Annotated in this window: 17 protein-coding genes; 6 read left to right on the top strand and 11 right to left on the bottom strand. The window is 64.3% G+C overall.

The features are described 5' to 3' along the window. Window positions 1–110: 110 nt before the first annotated feature. Window positions 111–842 carry a cytochrome b/b6 domain-containing protein gene (locus R3D65_RS04025; protein WP_371273949.1) on the bottom strand — a complete coding sequence of 244 codons (732 nt, stop codon included), beginning with the start codon at window positions 840–842 and terminating at the stop codon, window positions 111–113. Beyond that, window positions 842–2,482, bottom strand: a complete 1,641-nt coding sequence (locus R3D65_RS04020) for a tetrathionate reductase family octaheme c-type cytochrome (RefSeq protein WP_371273948.1) — start codon at window positions 2,480–2,482, stop codon at window positions 842–844. Before R3D65_RS04020 ends, R3D65_RS04025 begins: the two co-directional genes overlap by 1 nt. Window positions 2,483–2,696: 214 nt before the next feature. Here R3D65_RS04020 and guaA point away from each other — a divergent pair, with 214 nt between their 5' ends. After that, window positions 2,697–4,259, top strand: a complete 1,563-nt coding sequence (gene guaA / locus R3D65_RS04015; protein ID WP_371273947.1) for a glutamine-hydrolyzing GMP synthase — start codon at window positions 2,697–2,699, stop codon at window positions 4,257–4,259. A 200-nt stretch (window positions 4,260–4,459) separates the two neighbouring features. On the opposite strand, the gene R3D65_RS04010 is transcribed toward guaA, so the two are convergent. The 9 genes from R3D65_RS04010 to R3D65_RS03970 all read right to left on the bottom strand — a co-directional run bounded on the left by R3D65_RS04010 (window position 4,460) and on the right by R3D65_RS03970 (window position 14,960). After that, window positions 4,460–5,221 (bottom strand): SDR family oxidoreductase, encoded by a 762-nt coding sequence (locus tag R3D65_RS04010; RefSeq protein WP_371273946.1) that lies wholly within the window; start codon window positions 5,219–5,221, stop codon window positions 4,460–4,462. Window positions 5,222–5,228: 7 nt separating this feature from the next. Continuing rightward, window positions 5,229–6,122, bottom strand: a complete 894-nt coding sequence (locus R3D65_RS04005) for a 2-oxo acid dehydrogenase subunit E2 (RefSeq protein ID WP_371273945.1) — start codon at window positions 6,120–6,122, stop codon at window positions 5,229–5,231. Window positions 6,123–6,124: 2 nt separating this feature from the next. Further along, window positions 6,125–7,555, bottom strand: a complete 1,431-nt coding sequence (locus tag R3D65_RS04000) for an NAD-dependent succinate-semialdehyde dehydrogenase (RefSeq protein WP_371273944.1) — start codon at window positions 7,553–7,555, stop codon at window positions 6,125–6,127. 15 nt (window positions 7,556–7,570) lie between these two features. Beyond that, entirely contained in the window at window positions 7,571–8,938 is a 1,368-nt protein-coding gene (locus R3D65_RS03995) for a biotin/lipoyl-containing protein (protein ID WP_371273943.1), read from the bottom strand. Continuing rightward, window positions 8,928–9,926, bottom strand: a complete 999-nt coding sequence (locus R3D65_RS03990) for an alpha-ketoacid dehydrogenase subunit beta (RefSeq protein WP_371273942.1) — start codon at window positions 9,924–9,926, stop codon at window positions 8,928–8,930. The genes R3D65_RS03995 and R3D65_RS03990 overlap by 11 nt, the downstream gene beginning before the upstream one ends. Before the next feature lie 11 nt (window positions 9,927–9,937). Continuing rightward, on the bottom strand, window positions 9,938–10,957 hold the full coding sequence (locus R3D65_RS03985) for a thiamine pyrophosphate-dependent dehydrogenase E1 component subunit alpha (RefSeq protein ID WP_371273941.1): 1,020 nt from the start codon (window positions 10,955–10,957) through the stop codon (window positions 9,938–9,940). 70 nt (window positions 10,958–11,027) lie between these two features. Next, complete coding sequence (locus tag R3D65_RS03980) at window positions 11,028–12,326, bottom strand: M24 family metallopeptidase (protein ID WP_371273940.1); 1,299 nt, start codon at window positions 12,324–12,326, stop codon at window positions 11,028–11,030. Between the two features lie 66 nt (window positions 12,327–12,392). Beyond that, window positions 12,393–13,202: an SDR family NAD(P)-dependent oxidoreductase gene (locus R3D65_RS03975; protein ID WP_371273939.1), complete on the bottom strand. Its 810-nt coding sequence runs from the start codon at window positions 13,200–13,202 to the stop codon at window positions 12,393–12,395. Between the two features lie 21 nt (window positions 13,203–13,223). Continuing rightward, window positions 13,224–14,960: an ABC transporter substrate-binding protein gene (locus tag R3D65_RS03970; RefSeq protein ID WP_371273938.1), complete on the bottom strand. Its 1,737-nt coding sequence runs from the start codon at window positions 14,958–14,960 to the stop codon at window positions 13,224–13,226. 322 nt (window positions 14,961–15,282) lie between these two features. Between R3D65_RS03970 and R3D65_RS03965 the strand changes: the two genes are divergently transcribed. The 5 genes from R3D65_RS03965 to R3D65_RS03945 all read left to right on the top strand — a co-directional run bounded on the left by R3D65_RS03965 (window position 15,283) and on the right by R3D65_RS03945 (window position 20,679). Beyond that, window positions 15,283–16,239, top strand: a complete 957-nt coding sequence (locus R3D65_RS03965; RefSeq protein WP_371273937.1) for a sugar ABC transporter substrate-binding protein — start codon at window positions 15,283–15,285, stop codon at window positions 16,237–16,239. A gap of 77 nt (window positions 16,240–16,316) precedes the next feature. Continuing rightward, window positions 16,317–17,114 (top strand): SDR family NAD(P)-dependent oxidoreductase, encoded by a 798-nt coding sequence (locus R3D65_RS03960; protein ID WP_371273936.1) that lies wholly within the window; start codon window positions 16,317–16,319, stop codon window positions 17,112–17,114. A gap of 64 nt (window positions 17,115–17,178) precedes the next feature. Next, window positions 17,179–18,153 (top strand): ABC transporter permease, encoded by a 975-nt coding sequence (locus R3D65_RS03955; protein WP_371273935.1) that lies wholly within the window; start codon window positions 17,179–17,181, stop codon window positions 18,151–18,153. A gap of 10 nt (window positions 18,154–18,163) precedes the next feature. Beyond that, the gene (locus R3D65_RS03950; RefSeq protein ID WP_371273934.1) at window positions 18,164–19,165 is read left to right on the top strand and encodes an ABC transporter permease; all 1,002 of its coding nucleotides are present in this window, start codon (window positions 18,164–18,166) and stop codon (window positions 19,163–19,165) included. Beyond that, window positions 19,162–20,679, top strand: coding sequence for a sugar ABC transporter ATP-binding protein (locus R3D65_RS03945; RefSeq protein WP_371273933.1), 1,518 nt, complete (start codon window positions 19,162–19,164; stop codon window positions 20,677–20,679). The genes R3D65_RS03950 and R3D65_RS03945 overlap by 4 nt, the downstream gene beginning before the upstream one ends. Window position 20,680 lies beyond the last annotated feature (1 nt).

The following is a 20,680-nucleotide window of genomic DNA, read 5'->3' as shown; positions in this document are numbered from 1 at the left end:
GTTTCCATCCCTTGCCTTCAGGCCGGCCCGGGTCACCGGCCCGGTTGGCAAAGGCGGCGTTGGCCAAGCCGGCCCGCGGCCAGGGCCGGCTTGTCCGCTTCGCCCGCCGGTCAATGACCGTGCGGAGAAGGCTTCAGCGGCTCGCCTTGCCGTTCCTCCAGGTAGGCCACTTCCGCCTCTGTCAGCTCCACGTCGTCACGCCCGGTGATCATCGACTTGATGTAATGGGTCCAGGGCTTGCCCGTGGTCGCCATGTAGACATGGATGACCACGAACAGTGCCATGCCCCAGGCGGCGGCCGTGTGCAGGAAGACGACCACGGTCAGCGCATCGGCGGCCCACGTCTGATGTTCCCAGAGATTGTAGAGCAGGTAGGCGATGCCGGACGCCCACAGGGTGGAGCCGATGAACAGCGTCAGCGCCACATAGGTCAGCGCCTGCAGCGGGTTCTGCTTGGAGTACAGCCGCTTGTGATAGGGCTTGGACGCCCCCTGCAGGATGCCCCAGGCATAATAGGTCATGATCGTCCAAAGGTTCTCGTTCTTCGGGAAGAACTGCTTCCACTCGCCGGTGGTGAACCACCAGAAGATCGTGAAGACCCAAAGCGCGATCAGCAGCACGGCGGCACCCGTGTGCAGCGTGACCGCCAGCCCGAACGGCAGCAGCCCGTGCAAACCGTGCAGGCCGAAGCCGGTGAAGAGCAGCGACAGGATCAGGAAAGCCTGGCTCCAGTGCCAGAACCGCTCATAACCCTTGTAGATGGCAATGCGATAGCTTCTGACGGCTTCGCCGTCCCTGCGTTGGGGAGCCCCCTTGAGACCATTGGTGAACATGTCGGTCATCAGGCCTTCCTCCGCGCGCTCATGACAATTCTCAGCAATCCGTGGCCGATGACGCCAAGCGCGGCTGCGCCGACGGCGAGAAGCCCGATCAGGTCCATCCATGCAAAGCCGTCACGGCCGGGCATGTAGAAGCCTGCGACATTGGCAAGCCGTCCCTGCCTGGCGTGGCAGGAATCGCATTTCAGCGCTTCGTCGGCTGGTGCCACCATGTGCGTGATCGGCCAGTACATGTGGGTGTCGACGAAATCGAACGAGCCGGAATAGTCCTTGCCGGCCGCCTTCATGCCTGCGTCGATGGCCTTGGCCCAGTCGAAATTCGTCCAGAAGGCGGTGTCGCTCTCCGGTCCGAACACATTGGTCATGACCAGCCGGTTCAGGCCGGTATCATAGGCCTGCCGGCCCTCCATGCGCTTGAATGGCCAGATGCGCGAATCCGGATCTTCGGGCGAGCCGGGAATGCGGTTGACCTCCACCACGCCGGAAGGGTCGATGGTGTCTTCCTGCTTCGTGTATTCCACCTGTCCGTTGAACCAGGCGTAAAACGGCTCGACGTCCTCGCCCCATGTGAAATCGCCCTTGGTCGACAGATAGGTGTGCATGTGCCGGCCGTCGCCCTGCACGTAATTCTCCTCGCCATAGGGCTTGCCGTCCTTCATCTTTCCCGCTGTCGACCAGTCCCAGCTGGTCTTGGTGGCAATGCCGCCCTTGGCGAATTCTGGAATGTGGCAGGTCTGGCAGGCGACACGGTCGGTATGGTCGTTCAGCTTGATCGCCAGCAGCGGGTTGGGGCCTTCATGCGGCGCCTTGCCGTGACAGGATTCGCAGGTCGCCACGTCGCGCCGCTCGCCGGGCTTCGGCATGGCGCCATGGCCTTTCGATGTGATGTCGCCGGCCGCATTTACATGATAGCGGCTCCCGGACCATTTGTGCGCCTCGGAGACATGGCAGGTTGAGCACTGCATGTCCGCGCCATCCTTGGCCATGTGCACGTCGACATGCTTTGTCGGCTTGAACAGCGCCGAGGACAGATCGCCATGCTTCACGTTGTCGCCGCCGCCGCCATAGAAGTGGCACTGGCCGCAGTTCTCGGCCTTTGGCAGGCCAACGCTCATGGCCGCCTTGGACAGGTCGACGGGCCAGGCCTTCGCCCCGGTGATGGTCGATCCCTTGACCGGCGCGGGTCCGGTGGCGACATGGCCGGCGGCCGTCGCGATCTTCGTGTATTGGCCGCTCTGGTCGTGGCAGATGAGGCAATCGACCGCCGTCTCCTCCTGTGGCGGCCCGGCCTTCATGTCCGTCCAGCCATAGCCGGCATGGCAACTGGTGCAGCGCGGCTCGTTGGAGGCCACGTTGCCGCAGAACGAGTTGATGACCTCGGACTTGCCCAGCACCTGCCCGGTCACGGGATGCTCGTATTTCCACGTCCAGTGGATGGACCCCATCACCTGTTTCGATGCCTCGGTATGGCATGCCAGGCACGCCTTCGTGACCTCCGGCCCGGACGTGAAGGCCTGTTTCAGCGCTTCGAATTTCGTATGGTCCGCCGTGGCGGATGTGTTCTTTTCCGCAGCCGGCGACGAAACGGCCGCCGCCGCGACTGCAAGGAACGCCAGCACCACCTTTCGGATTGCAGAATGCATGTACCCCTCCTCCTGTGCCCGCATGGATTGCAAGCATGAATATATTGAGAGATAGACATGCGGCTTCCGACTTGATCTGGATCAATATATGAGCCACGCCCGGCGCGGCGAATTGATGCATCCCTGATGGTTCTTTGCCATCGGCGAATGTTCATCGCGCCGATCCGGGCGCAATTCCGTTGCGCCGGAAGGGGAATCCCATTAAGGCCTTGCCATGACACAGACAGCCCATCCCGACACCGTCCTCATCATCGACTTCGGTTCCCAGGTCACGCAGCTGATTGCCCGGCGCGTGCGCGAGGCCGGCGTCTATTGCGAGATCGTCCCCTTCCAGTCTGCCGGGGAGGGCTTCCACCGGCTGAAGCCGAAGGCGGTGATCCTGTCAGGTGGCCCCGCCTCGACGACCGAGATGGGCAGCCCGCGCGCGCCGCAGGTGGTGTTTGACAGCGGCCTGCCGGTGCTCGGCATCTGCTACGGCCAGCAGACCATGTGCGACCAGCTTGGCGGCCGCGTGGAAGGCGGCCATCACCGCGAATTCGGCCGCGCCTACCTGGAAGTGCACAAACCCTGCGCCCTTTACGAAGGTGTCTGGGATGTCGGTTCGCGCCATCAGGTCTGGATGAGCCACGGTGACCGTGTGACAGCGCTGCCGGACGGGTTCGAAGTGGTGGCCACGTCGCCCAACGCCCCCTTCGCCGCCATCGCGGACGAGACGCGCCGCTACTACGCGGTGCAGTTCCATCCGGAAGTGGTGCATACCCCCGATGGTGCCAAACTGCTTTCCAACTTCGTCCACAAGGTCGCGGGGCTGAAGGGCGACTGGTCCATGGCCGCCTACAAGGACCAGGCCATTGCCGCGATCCGCGCGCAGGTGGGTGACGGCCGGGTGATCTGCGGCCTGTCGGGCGGCGTCGATTCCTCCGTCGCGGCCCTGCTCATCCATGAGGCGATCGGCGACCAGCTGACCTGCATTCTCGTCGACCACGGGCTGATGCGCAAGAACGAGGCCGCCGAGGTCGTCGCCATGTTCCGGGAGCACTACAACATTCCGCTGGTGCATGTGGATGCGGCCGACACCTTCATTTCCGCGCTGGAAGGCGAGGCGGATCCGGAGGTCAAGCGCAAGACCATCGGCCGCCTGTTCATCGATGTCTTCGAGGCCGAGGCGAAGAAACTGGGCGGCGCGGATTTCCTGGCCCAGGGCACGCTTTATCCGGATGTGATCGAAAGCGTCTCCTTCACCGGCGGCCCCTCGGTGACGATCAAGAGCCACCACAATGTCGGCGGCTTGCCGGAACGCATGAACATGAAGCTGGTGGAGCCGCTGCGCGAACTGTTCAAGGACGAGGTGCGCAAGCTTGGCAAGGAATTGGGCCTGCCGGACCATTTCATCGGCCGTCACCCGTTCCCCGGACCGGGCCTTGCCATCCGCTGCCCCGGCGGCGTGACGCGCGAGAAGCTGCGCATCCTCCAGGAGGCCGACGCCATCTATCTCGACGAGATCCGCAAGGCCGGCCTCTATGACGCCATATGGCAGGCCTTCGCGGTGCTGCTGCCTGTCCAGACGGTCGGCGTGATGGGCGACGGGCGCACCTATGAATTCGTCTGCGCATTGCGCGCCGTGACATCGGTCGACGGCATGACCGCGGATTTCTACCACTACGACATGGAATTCCTTGGCCGTGCCGCCACGCGGATCATCAACGAGGTGCGCGGCATCAACCGTGTCGTCTATGACGTGACCTCCAAGCCCCCCGGCACGATTGAATGGGAGTGAGGAGCGGTCGGCGCGATGCGGCGATCAATCGTGAACGATTTCACGATTGAAGCGACGAACGCGCGGAGCCATAGCGGAGCGCAGGAAAGCGGTCGGCGCGATGCGGCGATCAATCGTGAACGATTTCACGATTGAAGCGACGAACGCGCGGAGCCATCGCGCAGCGCAGGGACCCGGACGGCACGTCCGTGCGGGCCCTCCTACCGCGCCAGCCATCCGCCGTCGGCCGGGATGATCGCGCCGTGGATGAAGCGTGCCAGATCGCTGCACAGAAAGGCGACCGGCGCCGCGATTTCCTCCGGTTTTCCCCAGCGGCCGGCCGGAACGCGCGCCATCAGCGCCGCTTCGCGCGCGGCGTCCTCCTGCAGGGCCTGCGTGTTGTCGGTGGCGATGTAGCCGGGCGCGATGCCGTTCACGTTGACACCGTGCGCGGCCCATTCGTTGGCGAAGGCGCGCACAAGCTGGGCCACGGCACCCTTGCTGGCCGCATAGCCCGGCACCAGAATGCCGCCCTGGAAGCTGAGAACGGAGGCGACGAAGACGACATGGCCGTGTCCGCGCTCCAGCATGGCCTTGCCCAGCGCCTGCGTCAGGATGAAGGGCGCATCGCAATTGACCGCCATCACATCATCCCAGTCGGCTAGCGGATGATCGGCCGCCGGCGCGCGCCGGATCGTGCCGGCATTGTTGACAAGGATGGAAATGTCCTGACGTGCGGCAAGCTGTTCGGCAAGCGCCGTCACCGCCTCCCGGCTTGAAAAATCGCAGGCCTCGCCGGTGAACGAACGGCCGGTTTCGGCCACAAGCCGCGCGGTTTCGCTTTCCGGTGGCAGACCGGCTGAACTGACGCCGATGATGTCGGCGCCCGCCTCGGCCAGCGTCCGGCAGATCGCCCGGCCGATGCCGCGCGAGGCGCCGGTCACGACGGCGGTGCGGCCCGAAAGATCGATGGCAAGGCTCATGGCATCCTCACAGCATCCGGCGCGGATCGGCAAGAAGATTGGCGAAACGGGCCAGGAAACGCGCTGCGTCGGCACCGTTGATCACGCGATGATCATAGGAAAGGTCGAGCGGCGCCATGGGCACCGGCTGCCAGCTTTCGCTTTCCCATACCGGCACGGTTTCGGTGCGGGTGATGCCGAGAATGGCCACTTCCGGCGGATTGACGATGGGTGTGAAAGCGGTGCCGCCAATGCCGCCGAGATTGGAGATCGACATGGACGCCCCGCCCATCTCGTCGGGGCGCAGCTTGCGCGTCTGCGCCTTGCCTGCGAGGCCGGCAATTTCCGCCGCGATGGTCCACAGGCCCTTGCCGCTCGCGTCACGGATCACCGGAACCATCAGCCCGTGCGGCGTGTCGACGGCAATGCCGACATGGACATAGTGCTTTTGCACCAGCCGCTCGCCGTCAGGGCTGAGCGAGGTGTTGAAGAGCGGGAATTCCTCAAGGCAGATGGCCAGCGCCTTGACGTGGAAGGCCAGCGCCGTGAGCCGCACACCGCGCGCGTCGCCCTCTTGGCGCAACCGCTTGCGCAGCGCCTCCACCGCGCGCATGTCGGCGCGGTCGTGGTGGGTCACCTGCGGGATCATCCGGTTGGCAGCCGAAAGGTTGTCTGCGGCAACGCGCGCGATGCGCGACACGGGCGCCTCGCTCACCGGCCCGGCAGCGGCATGGTCGACTGCCCAGTAGCGGCTGTCGTCGCGCAGGACCGGGGCACCGGCCGGCCCGTCAACGTACTTGTCCACGTCCTCGCGCGCCAGCGTGGTACGGCCGGTCTGCGCTGCCAGATCGGCAAGGTCGACGCCCTTGCGCCCGGCATGGGCAACGACGGACGGGCTGGCGATGAAGTCGCTCCTGCCCATGGTCACCACTCCGCCGAGATATATTGCGTTTCCATGAATTCCAGCATGCCCTCATGGCCGCCTTCGCGGCCGAGACCGGATTGCTTGACGCCGCCGAATGGCGCGGCGGGGTCCGATACCAGCCCGCGATTGAGCCCGACCATGCCGTATTCGAGCCGTTCGCACACGCGCATCGCCCGCTTCATGTCCTGCGAGAAGACATAGGCGACAAGGCCATATTCGGTGTCGTTGGCGCGGCGGATGACGTCGTGCTCGTCGGTGAAGGTCTGCAATGCGGCGACCGGGCCGAAGATTTCGTCATGCACGCAATCGGCTGTTTCCGGCACGCCGGTCAGCACGGTCGGGGGATAGAAGAAGCCCTTGCCATTGGGCCGCGTGCCGCCCAGCGTGACGCGGGCGCCCTTTGCCACCGCATCGTCCACGAATGCGGCCACCTTGTCGCGCGTATCGGCATTGACCAGCGGGCCCACATCCACGGCTTCGTCCAGGCCATTGCCCATTTTCAGCTTCGCCATGGCATCGGTGAATTTCGCGGTGAATTCGTCGGCCACGCGCTCGTGGATATAGAAACGGTTGGCCGCCGTGCAGGCTTCGCCCAGATTGCGCATCTTGGCCAGCATGGCGCCCGCGACCGCCGTGTCGATATCGGCGTCCTCGAACACGATCAGCGGCGCATTGCCGCCCAGTTCCATCGCCGGCTTGACGATCTGGTCGGCGGCCGAGCGCAGCAGCTTGCGGCCCACTTCGGTCGAGCCGGTGAAGGAGACGACGCGCACGCGCGGGTCGTGCAACATGTGATCGACCAGCCGTCCGGCGCTTTTCGACGGCAGCACGTTGACCAGGCCCCTGGGCACGCCGGCTTCTTCGAGCAACGGCATCAGCGCCAGCATGGTCAGCGGCGTTTCCGAGGCCGGCTTGATGATGACGGGGCAACCGGCCGCCAGTGCCGGCGCGATCTTGCGCGTGCCCATCGCCGCCGGGTAGTTCCATGGCGTGACAAGAACCGCGATACCCGCCGGCTTGTGCTGAACCACAATGCGCGCGCCCGACGATGGCGCATGGGTGACAAGACCGTCGGCGCGCACCGCTTCTTCCGCGAACCAGCGGAAGAACTCCGCCGCATAGGTGGCTTCGCCCATGGCGTCGGCCCGCGCCTTGCCGTTTTCCAGCGTGATGAGCCGGGCGAAGTCGTCAAGCCGCGCGGTCATCAGTTCCCAGCAGCGGCGCAGGATTTCCGAGCGCTCGCGCGGCTTGCGCCCCGCCCAGTCGGCGAATGCGCTCTCGGCCGCGTCAAGCGCGGCATCGGCATCGGCGGTTTCCGCCGAAGCGACGGAGGCGATCACCTCTTCCGTGGCGGGATTGACGACGTCGAAACGCTCGCCACGGGCGCCCGCGCGCCATGCGCCGTCAATATAGAGGTCGGTATGGTTCATGGGTCTTTCTCCGGTTCACAGGAGGTGGCGCAGCGGATCGGCAAGGCGATCCGCAAAATCGTCAACCAGGGCGAAGGCCTGGCTCTCGGACATCTGGCCGTCATGGAAATCAAGCGAGATGACGTAGTCGCCCTTTTCCCGGCCGATGGTCAGCACGGGCGCGGCATCGGCGCGCCCGCTGGCCGAGACCACGCGCGAGCCGGTGAAATCGCGCAGCACGAGGGCAGGCGGCATGCTGTCGCCGGCATTGGCAAGCGGTTGCGAAAGCCGGGCGCGGTCGGGATCAGCGTATCGGCCGACCGCGTCCTGCCGCTTGCGCAATTCCACGGTCACGGCTTCGCCCGCCGCTTCGCACTCCGCTTCGATTGCCTTGCGCAAGGCGGCTGCGGCGAAACGCAGCCAGACAAGACGCGGTGCGATTGCCGTGCCGCCATCCGCCTCCAGCCAGCCGATCAGGCTGTCGCAACCTTCGGAGGAAACGCGGGCATGAACATGCAGCAGCTGCCGGGACACATCGCGGTCTGTACGGGCATCCGGCGCCGCGCCAAGGCCGCGCAGGGTTTCCAGATCCGACACATGAAATGGTTGCGGCACGCCATGGGCTGCCAGCAGTGCCAGGTCCAGCCCTTCCTCCGCCGCGATCCGCCGTGCCTTGGGCGAGGCGAGGATGCGCCCGCCAGCCTGTGAGGCGGCAACAGCTTGTGCCTTCGGTGACCGTGCGGCCGGAGCAGGCTCGGGCGACGCCGCTGGCGAAGTATCCGTGTCCGTGGGCCCGGCCGAAAGGCTTCGCCGGACGGGCGCCGCGGGTTCCGTTTGCGAAATCACCGCAATCACCGAGCCGACCGGCACCGCCTGTCCGGCATCGGCCAGGATTGCGGCGATGAAGCCGTCGTGGCCGGCGGTCACTTCCATGACCGACTTGTCGGTCTCCACCTCCAGCAGAACGTCATCGGCGGACACCGGGTCGCCTGGCTGCTTCGCCCAGGAGACGATCAGCCCGCTATCCTGTGCCATGCCGAGCGCCGGCATGATCACCTGCGCGCCATCGGGCAGGGCGTCGTCGTCGCCCGAGCCTCCTTGCTGAGGGCTGTCATCAGCCGCTGCCGCTGCCGCTGTCCCCGTCCCGGCTGCGGCCGCTTCCTCCGCACTGTCGGCGATGATCGCGACGACGCGGCCGACCGGCACATCCTCGCCCGCCGATGCGGAGACCTGGCCCAGAAAGCCGTCCGCCTGTGCCTCCACTTCCATGGCCGCCTTGTCGGTTTCCACCTCGAACAGCGGATCGCCTTCGGCCACGGCCTCGCCAGGCTGCTTCAGCCAGGCGATGATCCTGCCCGTCTCCTGGGCCATGCCGAGTGCGGGCATGATGACCTCATGCGGCATGGAACAGCTCCCCGCGCACCGCCTTCCGCGCCCGTTCTGCCAGCGCCTCTGGCGTCGGCACGGTCCTGTCCTCCAGCGCCGGCGAGAAGGGCACAGGCACATCCATCGCCCCCATGCGCTGCACCGGTGCATCGAGATGATAGAAGGCCTTTTCCGTGATGCGTGCGGCGATTTCGCCGGTCACGCCGAAATTCAGGTGGCCCTCGTCGATGACGATGGCGCGCGACGTCTTGCGCACCGAGGCAAGGATCGTCGCCTCGTCCAGCGGCACGATGGTGCGCGGATCGATTACCTCGGCGGATATGCCCTCCGCAGCCAGCGTTTCGGCCGCTTTCATCGCCACCTGCACCATGGACGATGTGGCGACGAAGGTGATGTCGGAGCCTTCACGCAGGATGGCCGCCTCGCCGAAGGGGATCAGGTACTCCTCCTCAGGCACGGGCGCCTTGTCGTTGTACATCAGCTTGTCTTCGAAGATGACGACCGGGTTGTCGTCGCGAATGGCGCTCTTCATCAGGCCCTTGGCCTCGTAGGCGGAGGAGGGCAGGGCCACCTTCAGGCCCGGAATATGCGCCACCAGCGCGTGCAGGGACTGCGAATGCTGGGCGGCGGAGCGGCGCGTCGCGCCGAGATTGGTGCGCAGCACCAGCGGCACCTTGAGCTTGCCGCCGGACATGTAATGCGTCTTGGCCGCCTGGTTGCAAAGCTGGTCCATGACCAGAAAGAGAAAATCGCCGAACATGAGATCGACGATCGGCCGCGAGCCGGTCATGGCCGCACCCACCGCCATCCCCATGAAGCCGGGCTCGGCAATCGGCGTGTCGATCACGCGGCCGGTGCCGAATTCCTCCACCAGGCCGGACAGGACCTTGAACGGCGTACCGGCCTCCGCCACGTCCTCGCCGATCAGGAAGATCGTCTCGTCGCGGCGCATCTCCTCGGCAATGGCTTCGTTGACGGCCTTGGAAAGTGTGATCTCGCGCGTCATGTCGGGTTTCCTCAAATGTAGCCGAGCGCATGCGGCACGCCGGAAAAGACGTGCATGTCCACCTCGGATGCGTCCGGGTAGGGCGCTTTTTCCGCATAGGCGACGGCGGCTTCCGCCTCGGCCCTGATCTCGTTGTTGATGGCGACAAGCTCGTCCGCTGTGACGATCTTCTGCTCTTCCAGCCACTTGCCGAAATTGGTGATCGGGTCGCGGTTTGTCTTCCAGTCCGCTTCCTCGTCCTTCGCGCGGTAGTAGTCGCGGTTGATGTCGCCGACGTGGTGGCCGTGATAGCGATAGGTCATCAGTTCCATGAAGAACGGACCCTCGCCCCTGCGCGCCCGGGCGACCAGTTCGCTGGCCAGCGTGTTGACGGCCAGCACGTCCTGCCCGTCCACCTGATGGCTCTCGATCCCGAAGGCCTGCGCCCGCGCCAGGATGGAGCCCGCGGCGATCTCGTCGGTGCGGGTATATTCCGAATAGCCGTTGTTCTCGCAGGCATAGATCACCGGCAGCTTCCACAGCGCGGCCATGTTCATCACCTCGTACCACAGGCCCTGCGCGGTGGCCCCGTCGCCGAAGAAGCACACGGCCACGTCGTCGCGGCCGAGCCTCTTGGCCGACAGGGCGGCACCCGTCGCGATGCCCATCGAGCCGCCGACAATGGCATTGGCGCCCAGATTTCCGTTGCTCTGGTCGGCGATATGCATGGAGCCGCCCTTGCCGCGGCAATAGCCCTCCGCCTTGCCGAGAAGCTCGCAGAACATCTCCCTGAATTCCGCCCCCTTGGCCACGCAATGGCCGTGGCCGCGATGGGTGGAGGTGATCTTGTCGCTCACCCGAAGGGCTTCGCAGATGCCCACCGCGACCGCCTCCTGGCCGGAATACATATGCGTCAGGCCCGGCATCTTGGCCGACAGGTAAAGCTGGTTGGCATTGTCCTCGAAGGCGCGGATGCGCACCATCTGGCGATACATGCGCAGATAGTCGTCCGTGTTGCGCTTCGGTGTCGATGACGCTCTTGCAGCGCTCATGGCGGGGCTCCGGAATGGTTTGGGCCGGTCCGGCGCCCTGGTGCGGGCTGCCCGGACCGGCCCGGGAGGATCAGTAACGGTTGGCGATCGGCAGTTCCTCGGCAGGGAACAGCGAGATGACCTCGACGCCGGTGTCGGTCACCACCACCTCTTCCTCGATGCGCGCGGCCGAATAGCCGTCGGCGGCCGGGCAATAGGTCTCCAGCGCGAAGACCATGCCGGTCTGGATTTCCATGGGGTGATCGAGCGACACCGCGCGGCTGATGATCGGCCGTTCATGCAGCGCCAGGCCCAGTCCGTGCCCGAATTGCAGGCCGAAGGCGGCATCCTCGTTGGGAAAACCGAATTCCTCGGCCTTCGGCCAGACGGCAGCCACCTTGTCGGTCGTCACGCCCGGCTTGATCATGGAGATGGACGCGTCGATCCATTCGCGCGCCTTCACATAGGCATCGCGCTGGGCCGGCGTCGCGCGTCCGATGTTGAACGTGCGGTAGTAGCAGGTCCGGTAGCCCTGGTAGGATTGCAGGATGTCGAAGAAGGCCTGGTCGCCGGGCCGGAAATTCCGGTCGGTGAAATTGTGCGGATGCGGGTTGCAGCGCTCGCCGGAAATCGCGTTGATCGCCTCCACGTCGTCCGAACCCATCTCGTAGAGCATCTTGTTGGACAGCGCGACGATGTCGTTCTCGCGCACGCCCGGCTTCAGCTCCTCGTAGATCATGTGATAGACGCCATCGACCATGGAGGCGGCCTGGGTGAGAAGCTGGATCTCGTCCCAGTTCTTGATCTCGCGGGCCGCCAGCATGATCTGCTGGCCGTCGATGACCTTCAGGCCCTCTTCCTGCAGCGCGTGGAACATGGCGGTCTCGGCATAGTCGACGCCGACCGGCATGTCCGCCATGCCGGCATCGCGAATGAGGCCGGCAATCTCGTGGGCATATTTCTGCATCAGGCCGAATTCCGGCGGAATGGTGCCGCGCATGCCGACCACGCCGGCGCGGCAATGGTCGGGCTCCAGCCAGTCGGAAAATTTCTTGTGATGCATGGCGGCGGAGCCGAAATCCCAGACGTAAGGGGAATCGTCGCCCGTCAGCAGGCAGAAGCGGCACATCTTGTCCCGCTCCCATTCGCCGATCTTGGTGGCCGAGACGTAGCGGATGTTGTTGACGTCGAACAGCAGCAGCGTGCCGGCTGGCGAGTTCTTCATCGCCTGGCGTGTGCGGCTCAGCCGGTAGCGGCGCAGCCGGTCGTGGTCGATCCGGCGCTCGAAATCGACGGAGGTATGGCCCCATGCGGGCAGGCGGCCCTCCCATTGCCAGTTCGGCTCCAGGTCGGCTGGCGTCAGGATGTTGGGTGTCAGTGCGCGGTTCATGACAAACTCCTAGGGGTGCGCCCTTGCGCACCCGATGCAGGAAACTGCGGGTGGAAACGGTGGGCGCTACTGGATGCACCAGCCGCCGTCGATGTGGATCATCTGGCCGGTCATGTAGTCGGAATCGTCGCTGGCCAGGAACGAGGCCGTGCCGGTGATGTCGTCGGGATAGGACACGCGCTTGATCTGCAGGGCATCGCGCACGATGTCCTCATAGGCCTGGCCTTCGCGCTCCTTGAAGCCGATATCCACCAGATCCTTGTCGAGCTGCTCCCACAGCGGCGTCACCACCACGCCCGGCGCATAGCCGTTGACCGTGATGTTGTGTTCGGCCAGGCCGACAGCGCCGCAATGGGTGAGCGCCAGGCAGCCGTATTTCGAGGTGCAATAGACCGTCACGTCGACCAGCGGCTTTCGCGAGGCGATGGAGCCGACATTGATCAGCTTGTAGGGATGATCCTCCATCGGTCCCTGCGCGATCATCTGGCGGGCGGTTTCCTGCATGCCCAGCCACATCGCCTTGGTGTTGACGGTCATGATCATGTCCCAGTTGTCTTCATCGATATCCATGAAGAAACGGGGCTTGTTCAGTCCGGCATTGAACAGGCCGACATTGATGGAACCGAAAGCGTCCACGACCGCCTTGACGGCTGCCGCGTTGTCCTCGCGCTTCGTCACATCCATCTTCACGGCGATGGCCTTGCCGTTTCCGGCCGTATTGATCCGGTCGGCGACCTTCTGCGCTTCGTCGAGGTCGAGGTCGCCGAGACATACATTGGCGCCCTGCTGCGCGAAGGCCTCCGCATTGGCAGCGCCCATTCCGCGCGCCGCACCGGTGATCAGGATGTTCTTGCCCTTCAGACGGTTGGGATCCATGTCTTCCTCCCTGGAGTTGCTCTAGTCCCGCAAGGCGCGTTCGGCCCGTTCCTGGGCACGGCGCAAAGCGTTCTTCGGTGTCACGACGCCTCGCAGCATGTCGTGGAATTCCTCGCCGCAAATGCGGATGAGTTCGGAAATCTGCGGGATCGGCGGGCGCGGCCAGAATTGCAGTTCGTCGCGCCAGGACATCTGGTCCACCGCCTCGAAAATCGTCGACGAACGCCGCACGTCGGGGTCTGAACCGACCGAGTAGCGCGGATTGGTGCGGCTGCCGTTCTGGACATAAAGCTTCTGTGCTTCCGGCGACGTGAACACCGTCAGCGCCTTGGCGGCCGCCTCCAGCCGCTCGGGCTGGATGTTGCGCGGTATGCCGAGCGCATAGCCGCCGACCGGCGCGACCGGCCGTGCGTCCGGGCCGGACGGATGCGGCAGGTAGCCGGTCTGGCCATGGGCGGGAGACGAAGGATCGAGTTCGAAATACGGCGCCAGCAGCGTGTAGCCATAGGCCATGGCGACATCGCCCGCCGCATAGGGGCGCACCCGCTCGTACCACGACATCGAGAGGATGTAGGGCGGCGAGTAGTTGAGCATGTCCATCAGGTACTCTGCCGCGTTCAGCCCTGCCTCGCTGTCGATCATCGGCCGGAAACCGCCGCGATGGAGCGTGTCGGTGTCATGGCCGCCCGCATTGGGCGGCAGGTCGATGACCGGCTGGCCGAAATCCGCCATGGTCATCAGGAAGGTATGGCCGAGCGCCGTTCCCCGCGCCGCGTTCCAGGCGATGCCGTATTTGCCGTGGGCCGGATCGTGAAACTCGCGGGCTGCGCGAATGACATCGGTCGTTGTCCTGGGCGGCTCGATACCGGCCTCGGCGAACAGGTCCTTGCGGTAGAAGAAGAGTTCCGGCGTCGTCTGTGCCGGAACACCGTATGGCGCGCCGTTCCAGTGGGTCGCCTTCCACCCGGCGGTGTGGAAATCGGCAGGATCGAGCGCCCGCAGGTCGATGGCCTCGCCCAGCGGCATCAGGATGCCGTTTTCGACCAGTTCCCCCAGCCATGGAAGGTCGAAGGCAATGATGTCGTAGCGGCTGGCCTTTCGTTCGGCGTTTTTCAGGATTTCCTGGTGCAGCCGGTCGATGGAAAAGGCGCGCTGGTGGATGTCGGCGCCCACCACCTGCTCGAACTGCCGCTTCAGGTTGTCCATGACCATGAAGGTGGGGTCGCCATGCACGAGCACACGCACGCCGCCGGGGATGCGCAGCGGTTCCGGCAGCACCTTGATCGGCGGGATCGGGCGTGCCGCCATGTAGGAGCCGCCAAAGAAGTAGTCATCGGCATCGTGCCGTTCCGTATCATGGCCGAAACTGGAGGCGGCAAGCCGCTGCAGCCGTCCGGTCATCTGAACCCAGCTTTCCAGAAGCTTGTCGCTGGGATGCAGCGTGAACGTCTTGCCGCTGCGCGTGCGCGGACGCTGGTCGATCAGCCCCTTGTCGATCATCTCCTTCATGCGGCGGTTGGCCGTCGCATAGGGCGCGCCGGACGCGCCGATCAGGGAGGTCGGCGTGACGGGCTTTGCTTCCAGGTGGCTCTTGACCAGGTGCAGCGTCATGCGGAAATGCGGATTGGGCGCAAACATGTCCATGGCATCCTCGAGTTCCTCGCCGAGCGTTTCCAGGAACGAGATGACATTGAGCATCTCGTGCTGATCGCTTCTTGATGCCGGCGCAGCCTGCGCGCCTTCCCCTCCCTTGTTCATTCTGAATGGCGCTCCCTTTTCGCGCGCGACGCCAGGCAGGCGCTGCGCGGAACTGCGGAAACCATCGCGTTTCTCGTTGGATATCATCGCGACACCTCTAAAATGTTCAGATTGGCAATCCGGGCATACCGACAATAAATCCGGATTGGATGTATAAAAATCCAGAATGGATATAATTCAAGGCTACTTGATGATCCGGACGCGTCAGTTTGTTGTAGGACGTTCCGGACGCAACCGGACGGCCATGGGGCGGCGCGGCGGCCATCTTTCGGGAACAGCCTGACTGCTGCCATGAGGAAATTCGTTATTGGGAGGAATTGAGATGAGACTACATACGCTGCTTGCGGCAACCACGGCATCTGCGCTTGTCGCCCTGGCGGGCGCGGCCAACGCGGCCGACTACAAGATCGGCATCACCCAGAACAATGTCGGCGTCGACAGCTACCAGACGACCTACGAGAAGGCGTTCATCGCCGCCGCCGAAGCCAATGACAAGGTCGAGGCCGTGGTGCTCGATGCCGGCGGCGACGTTGCCCGCCAGATCGCCCAGATGGAGGATCTGATCCAGCAGGAAGTCGACGCCATCATTATCTGGCCGACCAATGGCGAGGCGGTCATTCCGGCCGTTCGCAAGGCCCAGAAGGCCGGCATTCCGGTGATCGTCACCAATTCCAACATTGCCGAGGAAGGCTTCCAGTTCGTCAAGTCCTTCTCCGGGCCGGACAACATCACGCAGGGGTCGCGTTCCGCCGAGATCATGTGCGACAAGTTCAAGGAAATGGGCATCGACAAGGAAGCCAGGATCGTCCAGATCTCCGGCCAGCCTGGCTACACCACCGCCATCGAGCGGGCCAAGGGCTTCGAGGATCGCCTGCCGGAAGTCTGCCCCGATGTCACCCTGATGGAGACGCAGCCGGGCGACTGGAACCGCGAGAAGTCGCAGAAGGTCATGGAGGCCTTCCTGGTCAAGTATGACGATATCGACGGCGTCTATGCCGGTGACGACAACATGGGCGTCGGCGCGCTCAACGCCGCCAAGGCGGCCGGCCGCGAGGGCATCATCTTCGTCGGCGCAACCAATTTCGCCGTCGGCTACGAAGCCATGGAGCGCGGCGAATACTGGGGATCGATCTACCAGTCGCCGGTCGATGACGCCGAAGCCGCGCTGCAGACCGCGATCGACGTGCTCGATGGCAAGGATGTGCCGTTCCTGAACTACTTCGACACGCCGAAGATCACCCAGGACAATATGAGCGAGTTCGAAAAGCCGGTCTTCTGAACGGTTTGAACACGCACACGCCGGAGCGCGGCCTGCGCTCCGGCCGAGTGTATCGGAAAAGCGGTTGGGAGGCGAACATGGGCCGTGTATCCGGCCGGTCATGCATTGTGACCGGGGCTGCCAGGGGCATCGGGCGCGCCATCGGCGAAGCGCTCGTCGGGGAGGGCGCGGATGTCTGCTTCGCCGACCTGGATGTTGCCCGCGTGGAGGCCGTGGCGGCTGCCTGCCGCGACACGGCGGAAAGGACTGGCGCGAAGGTCACCGCCTGCGCCGTTGACGTGACCAGGCGCGACACGGTGCGCGCCATGATCGGACATGCGGTCGATGTTTTCGGCAAGATCGACGTCGTTTTCAACAATGCCGGCGTCAACAAGCCGATGAACTTTCTCGACGTGACCGAGGAGAACTGGCATTTCATCATGGATGTCAACGGGCTTGGCTGCCTGATCGGCATGCAGGAGGCCGCGCGCCAGATGATTGCCCAGGGATCGGGCGGAAAGATCGTCAACACCGCCTCGATTGCCAGCCGGCAGGGCTTCGACAATGTCGCGCCCTATTGCGCCAGCAAATGGGCGGTGGTCTCGCTGACCCAGTCGGCCGCGCGCGATCTTGCCCGCCACAACATTACCGTCACCGGTTTCGCGCCGGGCGTGGTGGCCACGGAAATGTGGGAGGAAGTCGACCGCGACCTGATGAATATCGGCGCGGCCGAGCGGCCGGGTCAGGCGATGGAGGAATTCGCCTCCGGCATACTGAAGGGGCGCGTCGCCAAGCCCGCCGACATCACCGGGACGACCACGTTCCTGGCCTCGGCGGACAGCGACTACATGACGGGACAGATCGTCATGATCGACGGGGGAATGGTCCTCGTCTGAGGGAGACGCCGGTTCCGGTCGCCGCAGGGTGCGCCGGGGAGACATGCCGGCAATGGGAGGAATGATGGCGCAGCTTGCGAAATCCGGCCTGGGCGGTTTTCTTGCCCGCCAGGGCATCCTGGTGGCCTTCGTGCTGTTCATGGTCGGCTTCACGATTGCGAACGACCGCTTTGTCGATCCGGACAACATCATGGGTGTGATCCGCTCGTCGGCCATTCTGGGTGTCATGGCGCTGGGCGTCACCTTCGTGGTGATCAGCGGCAACCTGGATCTTTCGGTCGGCTCGATGATGTCCTTCTCGACCATTGTCGTTCTCGACCTGCACGACAAGATCGGCCCGACGCTGGCCATACCCGCCATGTTCGCCATGACATTGTGCCTTGGCGCGCTGATCGGGTTTCTCGTCGGTTATCTCAAGCTCAATTCGCTCATCGTCACGCTCGGCATGCTCTCGGCCATCCACGGCCTGACGCTCACGTACTCGGGCGGCAAGAACATGGACATCGCCGACAAGGAGGGCACCTGGTTCTCGGTGTTCGGCCAGGGCGAGGTCGTGGGCATTCCCGTTCCGATCATCATCTTCGCCCTGCTTGCCTCCGTGCTCGGCATCGTGCTGGCCAGGACGCCTTTCGGGCGCAAGGTCTACGCTGTCGGCGGCAATGGCACGGCGGCCACGTTTTCGGGCATTCGCCGGGCGCGGGTGATCTTCACCTGCTACCTGCTGTCATCCCTTTGCGTGGCGACGGCCGGACTGATCCAGGCAAGCCGCAGCCTCGGCAGCCAGAACACGGTCGGCCAGGGGCTTGAACTGGAAGTGCTGGCCGCCGTCATCCTCGGCGGCGCATCGCTGCTGGGCGGTTCGGGCACCATCTTCAAGACCGTGATCGGCGTCCTGATCCTCGGTTTCATCCAGAATGGCCTGCTGCTCGTCGGCTTGCAGTTCTACGTCCAGTATGTGGTCACCTGGATCATCATCATCCTTGCGGTCTGGCTCGATATCGCGGCCAAGCGCGGCAAGCTCTGGTCACCCATCGCGTGAGGCTCGGATCATGGAAGCGGGTACACTGAGCAGATTCCTGAAGAGCGGCGCCATCTGGGGTTTCATCGTCCTGGAACTGATCTTCTTCTCCGTCGCCGGCGAATACCTGTCCCTGTCGGACAAGGCCTTCATGGATGTCGACAACATGCTGCTGCTGTTCAAGCAGTCCGCGCCCATCGGCATCATCGCGGTCGGCATGACGATCATCATGATCAACGGCAATATCGACCTGTCGGTCGGCGCCACCTTCGCGCTCAGCGCCATCGTTCTGCTCGACAGCATGACATGGCCGGTCTTTGCCGGGCTGGGCGACGCGGTCATTCCCGTTGCCTGGGTGCTGGCGCTGCTGACCGGCGTGGTGCTCGGCGCGGTCAACGGGCTTGTCGTCTGGAAGACCGGCGTGGATGCCTTCATCGTCACGCTCGGCTCCATGCTCGGCTATCGCGGCCTTGTCTTCATGTACAATGGCGAACAGCCGACATCGCATCTCAACTGGACGCTGGTGGATTTCACCGAGGCGCATTTCCTCGGCCTCCACACCGCGACGTGGTTCCTGCTGGGCGTGACGGCCGTCATCTGGTTCGTGATGAACCGGACGGTGCATGGCCGCAACGCCTATGCCATCGGCGACAACAGGGAAGCCGCGGTGAATGCCGGCATACGCGTCGGCCCGCACATGATGATCAACTTCATGATCATCGGCTTTCTCGCCTCGCTCTCGGCCGTCGTGTTCTATTCGGAATCCGGTTCCGTGAATCCGAACGACGGCGAGCTCTACGAACTCTGGGTCATCACGGCGGTCGTTCTCGGCGGTACCAAGCTGACCGGCGGCTCCGGCTCCATCATCTCCACCTTTGGCGGTGTTCTGGCCATTCAGCTTCTGCGCAAGGGGCTGGCCCATATCGGCGCCAATACCGAAACCGTCAATCTGGTCATCGGCCTGATCCTGATCGCCGTGCTGTTTCTCGACCGGCAATTGACCATGAAGGGCAGGGAGGCGCTGAAGATATGAACGAACAGGCACCCGCACTGCGCCTTGAGGGCATCGTCAAGACCTTTCCCGGCGTCCGCGCCCTCGATGGCGTCTCCTTTTCCGTGCTGCCCGGCGAGGTCCACGCCCTGATGGGCGAGAACGGCGCCGGCAAGTCGACCCTGATGAAGGTGCTCGGCGGCATCTACCAGCCCGACGAGGGCCGCATCATCGTTGCCGAGGAACCGGTGACGATGCGCAGCCCCCTGGAGGCCAAGGCGAAGGGCATTGTCTTCATCCACCAGGAACTCAGCCTTGCCGAGGAACTGACCGTCGCCGAGAACATCTATCTGGGAGAACTGCCGAGGAAGCGCTTCGGACTGGTGGACTGGAAACGCCTCTTCGAGCGCACCGATGCGATCCTGGAAAAGCTCAAGGTCGGTTTCGACGCCCGGACCATTGTCGGCACCCTGTCGATCGCCAACCAGCAGATGGTGGAGATCGCCCGTGCGCTGACGGTGGACGCCAAGGCGGTGATTTTCGATGAGCCGACCGCGTCGCTGACCGATGCCGAGAAGGTCGTGCTCTTCGATGTGATCGCCGACCTGAAGGCGCAAGGCGTGGGCATCATCTACATCTCGCACCGCATGGAGGAGATCTTCCGCATCACCGACCGCATCTCCGTCCTGCGCGACGGCCAATATCGCGGTACGCTGAACACGGCCGAGACGAACGAGGACGATGTCACGCAACTGATGATCGGCCGCAAGCTCGACCTGTCGCGCAATGCCAGCCAGCATGAGCTCGGCGACATTGCCATCGAGGTGCGCAATCTCTCCTGCGGCGATCTCTTCCAGGATGTGAGCTTCCATGTCCGCCGGGGCGAGGTCGTCGGCTTCTATGGCCTGGTCGGGGCGGGGCGCACCGAGATCGCCGAGACGCTGTTCGGGCTGCGCAATCCCTCCGGGGGAACGATCCTGCTCAACGGGGCGGAAGTCGCGATCCATTCGCCCGCCGATGCCATCGCGCTCGGCATTTCGCTTGTGCCGGAGGACCGCAAGGGGCAGGGGCTGGTGCTGGGCATGAACTGCCGCGACAACATGACCCTGCCGCAGGTGGACGATCTGAAAGCCGGTCCGTTTGTCGCGGAAGGCTCGGAAATCGCGATTTTCGACCAGTATCGGGACCGGCTGGACATTCGCACGCCGGGCTGGAAGCAGATGGTGGGCAACCTGTCGGGCGGCAACCAGCAGAAGATCGTCATCGGCAAGTGGCTGTCCATGCACCCCGATGTGCTGATCGTGGACGAACCGACGCGCGGCATCGACGTCGGCTCGAAGTCGGAAATCCACAACCTGATCCGGGACCTGGCCGCGCAGGGATATGCGGTGATCGTGATCAGTTCCGAAATGCCGGAAGTCCTGCACGTCTCCGACCGTATCGTCGCCATGTATGGCGGCCGCATCATCCGCACCTTCACATCCGGCGAAGTCACCGAGGACAACCTCATCCAGGCGATTTCCGGCATCGGAAACGGCGACCGGGAGGTCGCATGAC

The organism is Zhengella sp. (assembly GCF_041397485.1).
Lineage (GTDB): Bacteria > Pseudomonadota > Alphaproteobacteria > Rhizobiales > Rhizobiaceae > Zhengella.
Note: the sequence above shows the minus strand (reverse complement) of the source record. Positions and strands in the feature narration are given on the sequence as shown.